Origin of the sequence: Fuerstiella sp. (genome assembly GCA_022447225.1) — a bacterium.
In the GTDB taxonomy this organism is placed as follows: domain Bacteria; phylum Planctomycetota; class Planctomycetia; order Planctomycetales; family Planctomycetaceae; genus S139-18.
This window is the reverse complement of sequence record JAKVAZ010000008.1, coordinates 372464-385512: the sequence shown is the minus strand read 5'-3', so window position 1 is coordinate 385512 and position 13049 is coordinate 372464. Positions and strand designations below refer to the sequence as shown.

The window sequence follows — 13049 nt, the reverse complement described above, 5'->3', positions numbered from 1 at the left end:
TTGTCTACGTTGCTGATTCCCACAGCCGACCAGATCGAACGCCCGGGAAAGTATCTGGGGGTTGGAACCAGCTTCGAAAGCCGCCTCATGCAAAAAATCAAGAAGCAGAGTAACGATTCAGTGTCCATGCAGGGTGTCTTTGTGGCGACGCCCAACGGGTTGCTGTTGTCCGGTTCGCATGAAGCGATTCATGACCCTCGGAAAGTTGAAGAACACATACGCCAGGGTCTGGAGAAATGGGAAAAACTTTCGGCAGACGAGAAGTTTTTGAGCAGCGACGAGTTTGTCGAAGCCATCGCTGAGCGAGACAGTGCTGAAGGGAAAAGTCAGTATCCTTACGATGGTCTGGTGTTGAGTTCAATCTGTCGAGACCTGCCCCGCAAAGTGGCACCGGATACGTCGCCCGACAGGGACGCGTACAATCTGGACTATGTGTGGTTTCGCAACGATGAAGCGCAGGCTTTTGTGCCAAAGCATCCGACTAAAGGGTTAAAGCACGAGGTTCCCCGCGATATTGTGGAAAGACTGGCCTGTTTCCATTTTGTCGATCTGGTCCGGGGTCATACGAAGTCCTTTCCCAAAAAAGCTGTGGAACACGCGGAGTTACTGACTGAGGTGATCAATGTGAAAGGAAACCTGGTGTCGCTGCATTTCCGGGGCCGGACGCGGACGTCCGAAGTTCACGACGGTGTCCATATTGAAGGGAAATGGAACCATCCGGGACCGGGAATTCCGAAACTTCAGAAACGCGGGGTCGATGCTGAGCTTGAGGGCCAGGCGGTATTCGATCTGATGACAGAGATGTTTGTTTCATTTGATCTGGTGGCGCTGTCGTCGCGATGGGGCGGGAACGCCTACAACGGTCGTTTGAATGAGCGGGATTTTGGCCCAGCGCCGATGGGAATTGTTCTCAAGCTGGCAGGAAAGACTCCCGCCGAACAGATCCCGCCGCTGTATTTCAGGTCATATGGGTGGGAATAGTCTACATTCGTTTTTTGTGGCGGATCTCAATTCATGTTGCAGCGTTACAGCAGCGGCTGATGCGATACGAACAGACGCAATTCTGTGATCGGCGACAGTCAGACTGAAAAGGCACCGATGTGTTTCGGATGTGGTCCGGACAATCCCGCCGGTCTGCACTGCAGTTTTCACTGGATGCCGGCGTCAGGCTGCATTCACGGGCACTCAGAATCTTTCGGTTACGACAATGTTATCCATGGAGGCATCGTCTTCACGGCACTTGACGCCGTGATGTCCAGTGTCCTGGATCTGCGGAACAGGAAAGCCGTGACCACCTGCACTGCGTTACCATCGTTCGCTGTATGTGGGACAAACTGTTCAGATCAATCGAAAGTTAACGAATGTTTTTCGTTGACTCCAGCGGTGAAGTTCGAGTTCAGAACGGTGGAGATCTGATCACTGACGTCACAGCCACTTTCATGATTGTTTAAGCCGGTATGGTTTCACAGTCCACCGTCTCAGACAGTTCGGTGGTCGGGTTACCTGGTGTTGCCGGAACTCCGGACACTGGTTTGCGACAGACTGTCCGCCATCGGTCTGTATCGACCCCTGCGGATTACTGTGGTGACTGTGGGGTAAACATCATGCGCTTTCGTTTCACAGCTTGTTCCTCTGCTTTTGTAGCCAGTCGCTGACATTCTTCCTGGCTTCGCACTGTCGGAAACGTTGTCGAAACTGTTTCGTAACCGCCGTTGGGTAAAATTCGGCGTACCTTAACATTGTCATCAAGGCACAGTTCCAGCAGTTCGATGACACGCTGCTTGCAGTCCTCATCCAGAATCGGAATCAACAATTCGACTCGACGATCCAGATTGCGCGGCATCAGATCAGCGCTGGATATAAAGACCAGTCGGTCACCACCGTGATAGAAGTAAAAGATCCGTGAATGTTCCAGAAAACGATCAACGATACTCGTCACATGAATGCGGTCACTGAGTCCGGGGACCTGTGGCATGAGACAACAGATGCCTCGAACATTCAGCTGGATGTTGACGCCGGCCTGCGCAGCATCATACAGCGCCTGAATGATTTCCGGGTCGGCGAGTGAGTTACATTTCGCCACGATTCGGGCCTCGCCTCCATTCCGGGCATGTTCCGTTTCCAGCGAAATCATCTCCAGAATTTTTTCTCGCAATCCGACAGGAGCGGACACGAGTCGCCGCAGTTCCTGCAGTTGCGAATAACCAGTCACTGCGTTGAACCAGGAAACAGCGTCACTGCCCAGGTCTTCCTGACACGTCATGTAGCTCAGGTCCGTATACAGGCGAGCCGTGATTTCGTTGTAATTACCAGTGCCGAAATGAACGTAACGAACAAAGCCCTGAGGTTCCCGCCGTACGACGATGCAGGCCTTGGCATGGGTCTTGAGTCCCCGAACACCGTAAATCACCTGAATGCCGGCATATTCCATTCTCCTGGCCCATTCAATGTTACGTGCTTCGTCAAAACGGGCTTTCAATTCGACGATTGCTGTTACGTTCTTGCCGCTTTCGGCGGCTCGCATCAGTCCCTCGATAATGGGACTGTTGCGACTGGTACGGTAAAGTGTCTGTTTGATCGCCAGCACGTCCGGATCGTCTGCCGATTCATTGACCAGTCGTACCACCGGATCAAACGATTCATACGGATGCACCAGCAATACATCCCCGGCCCGAATGACGTCGAAGATGGATGCTCCAGGTTCCATCCGCGGCGAGTCTTTAGGAGTCCATCGAGGGTACCGGTAGTCACTGAATCCGTTCAGGTCCGCCAGTCGCATGAAGTCACTGAATCCGGTTGGCCCCGGTACCACATAGACGTCGCTGTCAGAAATCCGTAACAAAGATTTCAGAAATGACTGCAGCGGGCTTGTTACCTGATCGGAAAGTTCCAGACGCACGCAAAAACTCTCCTTGCGTTCATCCAGAATGTCTTCCATTTCGGCCAGCAGATCTGAACCATCATCTTCACGGACGCTCATATCAGCATTGCGGGTGATTCGAAACGCGACCGTGGAGATGACGTCTTCCCCTGGAAAGAATCGCTGGATGAACAACTCGATCAGATCTTCCGCAAGGATGAATTCGAAACCTCCATCGGAAGGCAGCGTGATGAATCTCAAGTCCGATTTTCCGAACGGGATGACAGCAAATCGAAAGTCATCCTGTCCTTCTTCAGGCGCAAGTTGAACGGCGATATTGACCGTGTGACCCTGCAGCAGCGGAAAACGAGACGGATCATGGATCGCAATCGGAGTCAGGACTGATGAAATTTGTTCGTCAAAGATACCTTCAACATATGCCGTTTGATCTTCGGTTAATTCCGTAGAATGTCGTCGGCGGATGCCGACTTTCGTCAGCTGGGGATCGAGTTCGTTCAGAAAAAATTCGTACAGGTCTGCCATCATGGAATGGACCCGAGCGGTCGCAGCGGACAGTTGTTCAGCAGGTGTCATTCCCTCCGGACCGGTCGATTCGGAATTTTGGCGGATTGCTGTCTTCAGGCCTCCGATTCGGACCATAAAGAACTCATCGAGGTTCGATGCCGTGATCGCCAGGAATCTCAATCGTTCCAGTAAAGGCACCTTGGTATCGCGGCCTTCGTCCAGTACACGCTGGTTGAATTCCAGCCAGCTGAGTTCTCGATTTACGAACATTTTCGACATAACCGAAAGTTCTTTCTTCGATGCCACGCCGGATTGCGCAGCAGACAAACTCAATGTTCTGTCGCCCGTTCAGGATGCTTAAGTCGCTCGTCGCAACAGGACGCTCATACCAAACACATCACGAAAGAGGCCACTTTCCTGTCGCAGTGCCTGTTGTTCGAGAGACAGGTCTCCGAAAGACGCCTGAGCACTGATCACCAGACGCTGCCGTTCCGGCTGACATTCGATATCGTTGATTCTCTGACCTCGTCCGTGATCAAGACTCACAGCCAGTCTCAGCATCGCAGCCAGCCTGGAGATTGTGACTCGGCTGTTCCGGGACAGCCTGGCGTAGGCTTCGTGTGACGGTTTGGGAAGGGCCCGACGATGATAACGAGAAACCAGTGCCACCAGTTGCTGATCCAGGTCGCTGAGTCCGAACAATTCCCCGTGACTGATCAGATAATATGAATGTTTGTGATACGCATTTTGACTGACATAAAGTCCGGTTTCATGCAGCAGGGCTGCAGTATACAGGATTGTTTCACAGCGCAAATCCAGCTGGTGAATTCCCTGAAGTCCCCGAAAGAGCTGCCGCGAGAGCTGTGCCACATGTTCTGAGTGCGTCAGGTCCACATGAAACCGACGGGCAAATTCACGTGCAGAATGAATCACCTGTTCACAGAATTCTTCAGTCCATTCGGAAGAACTTAGCAGACTGTTGAGCAACGCGTCACGCAGGTTGAACTGAGTTACCAGAATATCTTTGACTCCCAGCATTTGTGCTGCCAGAACATTGGTCATCAGGGCAGGCACCAGGGTCTCAGCCTGTGACAATTCAACGTGATACTTCAAGACGATCTGGTCGATAGTCAGGTTGCGCATTTCGCGGGTCAGACGGGCAAGTTCCCTGAGTGGCAGACGCAAGATCGGTGACTCATTCAGATCTCGCTGCAGTTCGCGAGCGGCAAATCGCACATCCCCTCCCAACGCCATCAGTTCGACCGGACGATCTTTGGGTACGATTTCATTCATCTGTTCCAGAACTCGTTCGATCTGTCCTGTCATGATGGCGATGGACTGCGTCTGAGAGGTCTTGTACGTTTTTAGCATCTCCTGCAGACGGAGAGCACCCAGACGCCAGGACTGGGAATGGAGAATGTTATTCCCCTGAAGGAGCAGTACGTCTGTATTTCCGCCTCCGACTTCCATCAACATGGTTGTTGCATCCCGCAGATCGGGATGGGACTGCAGGATGGGTCTCATGGACAGGTATGTGACACGGGCAATTTCAGCATCGTCGATCGGCTCCACATTGAATCTGGTGGCTGTGTAGATCCGATCCAGGAAGGCCATTCGATTTTGAGCTTCGCGAACAGCACTTGTCGCAACCACACGGATGTGCTGCGGATTTGTACACTGATACTCTTCCAGCTTGCGACGATACGTCATCAGGACATCAACACACTGCTGCTGAGTCTCCCGTCGAATTTCTCCTTCGGTGAACGTGTCCTTCCCGAGACTGATCCCCTGGACCAGCTGTTCAATACTTTGAACGCCGTTGGTACCGTCCGTCATGCCAATTGCCATCCGAATCGCGGACGTTCCAAGCTCGATCACAGCCAGTGGGAATGCCGATGTTCCCGTTGGATCGGAAGCGAAATCGGGGAAAAGTGGTGGCTGGCTGGACATGAATTGACACAAACAGGCAACGAGACGTTAATCAAACGGATACCGGTCGGTGAATATCGGAGTTACGCAGTGTCTTGGGGGTGTCTCAGTCACCGGCTGCGACACCCCGTGAGTATAAGGGAAACACAGCCGAAATGCGTCGGCGTCACCATCAGCTTGACCGAACGGGGTTTTCGGGAATTTGTGCGGTTCCCGGTGAGGACCTGCGGGGAAATTGTAGAGCAGATGCAGCAGCGGTACCGGAACCATTGTTCGACAATGGTAAAACTCGCGAGTTTGTTCACGTATTGTCTACGGGAGACTTCGGAATCGAGTTGCACTCAGCAACAGCTCCAGCAGAACACATGCAATTCCGGGCAGCAGCAGAGTCTGGAAGTACTCGTGGTAGTCGGTATAGACCTGTCCTTCGGTTTCAGTTTTTTCAAGCTGGTCAATTTCCTCGTAGACAGCTGAGAGGGCCTCTGTGTCTTTTGCATTGAAGTACCGGCCACCTGTCTTTTGGGCCAGTTCCTTCAATGTTGCTTCATCGAGGCGGACCTGCTGAGGTCTCAGTACCTGACGTCCGAATATGTCCACAGAGGGAAATGGTGCGGTTCCATTTGATCCGACCCCGATCGAATAGATACGAATATTGAATGCCTTTGCGGCGTCTGCAGCATCCTGCGGTGTGTTCACTCCGGCCGTGTTTTCACCATCTGACAGCAGTAAAATCACTTTACTTTTCGTTTTCAGGTCCCTGAGTCGGTCCACGGCCACGGCGATCGCATCTCCTATCGCGGTTGCCTGTTCTTCCTGGAGCAGACGCTCATTAACCATTTGACCGTTTCGGTCATAAATGGGTTCGGGAATCTTCACCGTGTCCAGCATTTCCAGCAACGTACCGTGATCCAGTGTTGGCGGACATTTTGCGTCTGCGAATCCTCCGAATGCCACAAGTCCGATAACATCGTCCGGTCGGCCGTCAAATTCACCCTCGCCGGCCACGAACTGTCGGAAGACGTGTTTAACCGCATCCAAACGGCTGACACGTTCCCCGTCGACCGGAAAGTCCAGCGCCTGCATTGATCCGGAACGGTCGATACACATTTGTATGGCGATACCTTCTGTACGAATCCGAAACTCCTCACGGCCGAACTGCGGACGCGCCACAGCAATCACGACCAGCAGCATTCCTGTGGTGCGCAGCCACGGCAGCAGAAGTCGAATCCGCTGTGCCATGGTGACGGGGAGCTGCTGGAGCAGTGCCACACTGGAAAAAGTGACCGCCAGTCTCTGATCACGCCGGAGTGACCACAGGCCCGAAACCAGGACCGGGATCAGCAGCAGAAGAAAAAGAGGTTCATGGAAGCGAAACGAGTTCACTCGGCCGCCTCCCCGGTCCGGTCCGAATCCCGCTGAGTGAATTCACGGGCGCGTTCGATACTGGAATCCATATCATTTCTGTCCGGCTGGTGGCCTGCAAATTTGACCAGATCGGCTGATTCAAGAAACTGCTGCAGACGTCGCTGCTCATCATCTGAGAATAAAGTTTCCGAAAGAATTTCATGCAGAAACTCTTCTGTAGTCTGCTCTGGGGCACGGATTCCGGTTGATCGCTCAATATAACGCCGAACCACGCCTGTGATTTCGACGTAGAATTCTTTGACATCGGCTTCATTCAGACGCTGACGAATAATGCGATCGAGTTCCATTTGAGCCAGCTGACGGGCCGTCAGCGGCGGTTCAAGCTGTGCCTGTTGCCGACGTCGCCTGATCCACCATACCACAGCGGCCATTATTCCTGACACGATCACCGTCATGAACCAGACCCAGACAGGTGGCCCGGCTGATGGCAATTCAACAGGCCCCCGAGATGGTTTCATGTCTTCCAGCGAAGGTGCGGCTTCTCCGATGATCGTGTTGACCTCAACCTGCAGCACTTCAGATTCAACCACAGATTCTTCACCATCCTCATTAAGGCGATTGTCCTGAAATCGGACGGCAATCGGGCCAATGGTCAGTGTGCCGGCGCGCGTAGGTTCCAGCTGATAAATCAGTCGGGTGACTTCGTCCTTTCCTTCGATGACAGGTGGTGGTTCATGGTAATCCCGGATCAGGAATTCCCCGACGGACGCTCCAAACGGCGGTTTGGTGATCCGAACACCTGGTCGGGATTTGATTGTGAGTGTGAGAGTCGGCTCATCGGACAACCGGACCTCAGCCGGCACGACTTCGAGACTTAAACTCACCGGTCCGCGAACCGTTTCAGTTCGTATCGGAGCAGCAACGTCTTCGCCCTGATTCGACAAGTTTTCTTCTCCGACCCCGCATCCGGAGAGGATCGTCAGTGAAAGCAGAATGTACAGGCAGCGGGAGTTCATTTTCGGGAATCGTCAGATCACATACCGGATTCACATGAACGGCCGGGCTATGGACAGGAACAACAAGATTCCTACCGATTTCGTTTTTCCCGGGCTGCGAAGAATTTTCGCAAACTGGTTGTATACGGTTCTCGCGTACTCACTGGCAACTGGTCGACGCCGGCACGACGCAGATTGGCCGAGAGGGTTTCAGCGTTTCGCCTGGCCTGCTGCTGAAACAGTTGCCGGATATGCTCATTTCCGGTGTCCACTTCAACAATTTGTCCGGTTTCTGCATCCTGGAGCCGAATGAATCCTACGTTTGGAAAGGACTCTTCGCGGGGATCGGAAATCGTGATGGCGACAAGGTCATGGCGTCCGTTGGACATGGACAGTGCATTGCGGGAAACCTCAGACTGGAAATCACTGATAACGAATACAACAGCTCGACGTTTCTGAACGCGGGTCAGATATTCGAGAGCCCCTTCCAGATTGGTTTCAGCGGCGACCGGTTTGGCTGCGATCATCTCCCGCAGCAGTCGCAGCACATTCCCTTTGCTCTTACGCGGCGGGTAACAGGCCACAATTTCGTCCGCGAACAGATGCAGGCCAACTTTGTCGTTGTTTCTGAGTGCCGAGAACATTAACAAAGCTGCAATTTCAACCATCGTCTCCAGTTTGGACTGATTGACGGATCCAAATACACCTGATGCCGACACATCCACAAGAAACAGGATTGTCAATTCGCGTTCTTCACAAAATCGTTTGATAAACGGTACCCCGGCGCGAGCAGTTACGTTCCAGTCGATGGTGCGGATGTCATCGCCAGGCTGGTACTCCCGCACTTCATCAAATTCCATACCACGACCGCGAAATACACTTCGGTACTGGCCGGCCATCAGGTCGTCGACAGAGCGATTGGCGACAATCTGAATACGCTGTACTTTGCGCAGAATTTCGGCAACTTCAGGCATAGCGGTAAAGGACCAATTCGTCGATGTCGACCAGGGACATGAAACAGTGCAGCATCAGGAACATCGAAATCTGTCGGTTACGGTACAGGAACAGCAGTCAGCAATTCGCGGATGACGTCATCTGATGTTTTTTCTTCCGCTTCTGCTTCATACGTCAGTATGATTCGGTGTCGCAGCACGTCCATGGCGATGTCTTTGACATCCTGCGGAGTCACATACGCGCGACCGTTCAGAAATGCGCTGGCCCGCGCGCCTACTCCCAGGAATATCGATGCCCGCGGAGATGCTCCAAATTCAATGAGCGGAGCCACGTCGCTGAGTTTAAACTGCTCCGGGTGCCGTGTCGCTCTGACGACCGAGACGATGTAGTTTCGCACCTGTTCGTCGATATAAATCATACGTACCACTTCCTGCATGTCCAGAATGTCCTGCGGTGTCAGCACCGCACGAATCGGTGGTGAATTTTCTTCGAGTGTCATATCCAGAACCCGGCGTTCTTCGTCGGGCTCCGGGTAGGTGATTTTTACCTTGAGCATGAAGCGGTCAACCTGAGCTTCCGGCAGAGGATAAGTTCCCTCCTGTTCAATCGGGTTTTGGGTGGCCAGAACCAGGAACGGTTTGTCCAGCACGAATGTTTCGTCACCAATGGTGACCTGACGCTCCTGCATGGCTTCCAGAAGGGCTGACTGGACTTTCGACGGAGCGCGGTTGATTTCGTCGGCCAGTATCAGATTGGAAAAAATCGGTCCTTTGCGGGTGGCAAACGTACCCTGAGCAGGCATGTAGATCATGGTCCCCAGCAGGTCAGCCGGCAGCAGATCCGGGGTAAACTGAATTCGTTTGAATCCAACCGAGAGCGCCTGAGCGAGTGCTGTGACAGCAGTGGTTTTGGCCAGTCCCGGCACGCCTTCCAGCAGCACATGCCCGCCCGAAAGCAGCCCTGTGAGCAGTCGCGACATCATTTGTTCCTGCCCGACGACGATTTTTCGCAATTCGCCGTTGAGCTGATGTATCTGTTCGGCCTTTTCCGCCACTCGGTCTTTAACTTGCTGAAGTTCGGTTTGCATAGCTGGTTCTGCCGCGCTGTCCTGGACGAAAAGTTCGGAATGATGTTTACGAATTGAGCCGAATTATTAGCGACTCGATCAACGGCTTTCAATGTTTTCGAATCCATTCCTGCCCAGGACGTCACGGTCCAGGTTGAAACCAGGTAATTCGGGCTGAACCTGCATGCGACTCGGGAGTGCGTTGTTCGTATTTGGAGAATCCGGATACGTCCTAACGAATGTGGAGGCCGAATTACATCAGAAGGTGACCCTCGTCTGTCCGCACAGCGGATGAAATTCCGGCTGTTAATGTCTGAATCGGCATGAATTACCGATGAAAAGTCGGCGATTCTGTGTCAAGTGGAGGAAATGAATGGTCCGCCGCAAATCCGGACTGGAGACCGGCATTGATTCCGAACAGGATCCCGCTGCCGGTCGGCATGGTTCGTCTGACGATTGCAGTGAACTGTGGAAAGCGTTTGGTCCGGCCGTTGCCATCGCGTTGACCGGATTCGCCGTCGCATGGATGTACATGGCCCCTGCTCCGCCTAAAGAGATCACCATCGCCGCCGGACATCGTGACGGAGCTTACTACCGCTTTTGCACGCAGTATGCCACCCGCCTGGCCCGAAATGGAATTACGTTAAACATTCGTGAGACAAACGGATCTGTCGAAAACTACGATTTACTGATCTCCGATGACGATGTCGATATCGCAATCGTTCAGGGAGGAACAGCTCCTTCTCTGACATCCGACAGTACACTGGAGACGGTTGCCTGTCTCTATCCGGAGCCCCTGTGGATTTTTTGCCGTGGGGACAGCGTTCTGAGTGACATTCGTGAACTCAGGGGACTGCGTGTCGCTGTCGGTCCTCAGGGGAGCGGGACCCGTTGTATGTCCGAACAGGTCCTGCGTGCCAGCGGACTGTCCGCAGCCAGTCGGTCGTTTTACCCTGATTCCCGCACGGGGTTTGACGCGGCAGTAGCGCTGCGTCGAGGCGAACTTGACGCGGCTTTTTTTGTGACGTCGGCTGATTCGGGTTACATCGAGGAACTGATTCGGTCACCCGCTGTGAACCTAGTGAGTCTTAAACGGCAGGCCGCCTATGCACAACTGTTTCCGTGGATGCTGTCCTTAACTCTGGCTCAGGGTGTCGTGGATCTGCAGACCGACCTTCCTTCCCGGGATATAAAGATGATTGCTCCGGCTGCAAACCTGGTTGCTTCAACCGATCTGCACGAAGCCTTTATCCCGCTTTTCCTGAAGGCGGCCCAGGAAGTCCACAGCGGCGGAGGCCTGTTTGTGCGTCCCGGTGATTTTCCAAACGTGCGGCTGTCTGAACACCCTTTGAACGCCTCGGCAGCTGAATATTTCAAGCACGGTCCGTCGCTGTTCGACCGCTATCTGCCCTTCTGGGTCTCTTCATTGATTTCACGAACCAGAATTCTTTTGGTGCCCATGCTCACGCTGCTGATACCTCTGGTCCGACTGACTCCACCCATTTACCGCTGGCGGATTCGTTCCAGAATCTATCGCTGGTATGAAGTGCTGCGAAGAATTGATCAGCAACTGTCGGACCAAAACACTTCACGTTCGGTAATGATATATCGAACTGAACTGGAGCGAATTGAAAAAGAACTGCAGGCGATTGACGTTCCACTTTCCTACATGGAAGAGTTTTACAACCTGCGGATGCACCTGAAACTGGTCAGTCGCCGCATCAATGAACAGCATTTGAAGCGAGCCGCCTGAGGACAGTGTCCGTTTCAGATTTGATCACGAATACAGTTCGTGAATCGGCATGCGACCGTCGACAAGAGGATGAGGTCGACCACGTAAGTCAGTCACATGGGTATGTGCGGCATTGATGCCGATATTGCGATAAAGCGAAGCAAACACGTCCCGGTAATGAATCGGTCGATCTTTCGGTTCTTCGGCGTACCGATTTGTTGAGCCTATTGTCTGACCGGTTTTCATGCCTCCACCGGCAAGCAGGACAGAAGCTGCATTGGGCCAGTGATCGCGTCCGGCCTGTTTATTGATTCGAGGCGTACGACCGAATTCTCCCCACACGACCACTGATGTATCCTCGAGCAGATCGTGATTATCCAGATCCCGGATCAAAGCTGACAGCCCTGTATCCAGCATAGGAACGAACAGACGTGATTTATTGAAGTTGTCGGAATGAAAGTCCCAGTTAAATCCGCCCCGACTTTCCCGATCCATCGGCCAGACACTGAATGCCAAGGTCACACAGCGACACCCCGCCTGTACCAGCCTTCTGGCGACTAAAAACTGCTTCAGCAACTCCGGTCCGCCATGTGCCGGAACTTCTGCATCACTGATTCCATACTCCCTGCGGAGCTGATGTGATTCGAGTTTAAAATTGAGTGCATCACCAAGCCGGCCGGACGTCAGGATGCTGAAAGCCTGACGATTAATGTCGTCCAGGCCTGACATCACACCTGAGCCGTCCATGTCGCGTCTCAGGCGGTCAAAAGAATGCAGCAGCGCTCGACGGTCCCCAAATCGGTCGAGTGACATGTCCCGCAGAGTAATCTCTGCTTCCTGTTCGCCGTCACGCGCAACCTGTTCTCTTGTTACTCCCGATTTATAAGTTATGTCATCACGTTTTTTGCGGTTCGGTTCAAACCCTGCCTGACCGATACCCAAAAAACCCGGCTGATTGAGAGAGGCACGGGTTGTTGATTCCGCATTCGGCGGTGCGAGGCTCACAAACGGAGGCATTCCCGGAACGGCCGGACCTTTCAGATGCGAAATGACAGAGCCAATCGAAGGCCAGCCACCGGTTGGATATCCCTGCCGCAGCGGCGAATCACCCTGCTGCGGATGTGTTTCCCACCCAGTCAGATTAATGTGGACGTTGTGGTCATCGATTCCTCCGTGAAGCGATCGAATGATCGTGAGCTTGTCCATCAACGCCGCCGTGCGAGGCATCAGTTCTGTGATTCGAATGCCGGGGACGCTGGTATCAATCGGATCAAACTCGCCGCGAATTTCCGTCGGCGCGTTTGGTTTCATGTCGAACATATCCAGGTGGGGTGGGCCGCCTGGCAAAATGATCATGATGATCGACTTGTTCGACTGAGAATGTCCCTGCTGCTGTTCGGCGCGCAGAATATCTGCCAGGGAGGCTCCTCCCATTGCCAGACCGCCAATCTGCAGGAAGCTGCGGCGATCGACTCCATCACAGTATCGTGTTTTTGAACCAGGAATAGTCAACATGATAGAACGGCTACCGACTCCGGAAATCGCAGGACCAAAGCTGAACACATAGTATCCTGGAATTCAGGCGAAACGGAAAGAGAACCCTGGAATTCACACTCAATTTTT

The 13049-nt window shown here is 53.2% G+C and carries 9 protein-coding genes; 2 read left to right on the top strand and 7 right to left on the bottom strand.

Annotated features, from left to right (window positions below):
• The first annotated feature begins 9 nt into the window (after nucleotides 1-9).
• Complete coding sequence (locus MK110_10755; GenBank protein MCH2211774.1) at nucleotides 10-981, top strand: hypothetical protein; 972 nt, start codon at nucleotides 10-12, stop codon at nucleotides 979-981.
• 595 nt (nucleotides 982-1576) lie between these two features.
• Here the strand turns inward: MK110_10755 and ppk1 are convergent.
• The 6 genes from ppk1 to MK110_10725 form a co-directional block, all read right to left on the bottom strand.
• A complete protein-coding gene (ppk1, locus tag MK110_10750) occupies nucleotides 1577-3664 on the bottom strand; it encodes a polyphosphate kinase 1 (GenBank protein MCH2211773.1) in 2088 nt (695 codons plus the stop codon).
• 78 nt (nucleotides 3665-3742) lie between these two features.
• On the bottom strand, nucleotides 3743-5335 hold the full coding sequence (locus tag MK110_10745) for an exopolyphosphatase (protein MCH2211772.1): 1593 nt from the start codon (nucleotides 5333-5335) through the stop codon (nucleotides 3743-3745).
• 291 nt (nucleotides 5336-5626) lie between these two features.
• Entirely contained in the window at nucleotides 5627-6697 is a 1071-nt protein-coding gene (locus MK110_10740) for a VWA domain-containing protein (GenBank protein ID MCH2211771.1), read from the bottom strand.
• On the bottom strand, nucleotides 6694-7695 hold the full coding sequence (locus MK110_10735) for a DUF4381 domain-containing protein (GenBank protein MCH2211770.1): 1002 nt from the start codon (nucleotides 7693-7695) through the stop codon (nucleotides 6694-6696). Before MK110_10735 ends, MK110_10740 begins: the two co-directional genes overlap by 4 nt.
• Nucleotides 7696-7766: 71 nt before the next feature.
• The gene (locus tag MK110_10730; protein ID MCH2211769.1) at nucleotides 7767-8648 is read right to left on the bottom strand and encodes a DUF58 domain-containing protein; all 882 of its coding nucleotides are present in this window, start codon (nucleotides 8646-8648) and stop codon (nucleotides 7767-7769) included.
• 77 nt (nucleotides 8649-8725) lie between these two features.
• Entirely contained in the window at nucleotides 8726-9715 is a 990-nt protein-coding gene (locus MK110_10725; GenBank protein MCH2211768.1) for a MoxR family ATPase, read from the bottom strand.
• Nucleotides 9716-10067: 352 nt separating this feature from the next.
• Between MK110_10725 and MK110_10720 the strand changes: the two genes are divergently transcribed.
• Entirely contained in the window at nucleotides 10068-11447 is a 1380-nt protein-coding gene (locus MK110_10720; protein ID MCH2211767.1) for a TAXI family TRAP transporter solute-binding subunit, read from the top strand.
• A gap of 24 nt (nucleotides 11448-11471) precedes the next feature.
• Here the strand turns inward: MK110_10720 and MK110_10715 are convergent, their stop codons facing one another.
• Nucleotides 11472-12941, bottom strand: coding sequence for a DUF1501 domain-containing protein (locus MK110_10715; protein ID MCH2211766.1), 1470 nt, complete (start codon nucleotides 12939-12941; stop codon nucleotides 11472-11474).
• Nucleotides 12942-13049: the final 108 nt, after the last annotated feature.

Coding starts and splice junctions, on each gene's coding strand:
- ppk1 (MCH2211773.1), bottom strand. CDS start 3,664: ATGTCGAAAATGTTCGTAAATCGAGAACTCAGCTGGCTGGAATTCAAC.
- MK110_10730 (MCH2211769.1), bottom strand. CDS start 8,648: ATGCCTGAAGTTGCCGAAATTCTGCGCAAAGTACAGCGTATTCAGATT.
- MK110_10715 (MCH2211766.1), bottom strand. CDS start 12,941: ATGTTGACTATTCCTGGTTCAAAAACACGATACTGTGATGGAGTCGAT.
- MK110_10725 (MCH2211768.1), bottom strand. CDS start 9,715: ATGCAAACCGAACTTCAGCAAGTTAAAGACCGAGTGGCGGAAAAGGCC.
- MK110_10735 (MCH2211770.1), bottom strand. CDS start 7,695: ATGAACTCCCGCTGCCTGTACATTCTGCTTTCACTGACGATCCTCTCC.
- MK110_10720 (MCH2211767.1), top strand. CDS start 10,068: ATGGTCCGCCGCAAATCCGGACTGGAGACCGGCATTGATTCCGAACAG.
- MK110_10745 (MCH2211772.1), bottom strand. CDS start 5,335: ATGTCCAGCCAGCCACCACTTTTCCCCGATTTCGCTTCCGATCCAACG.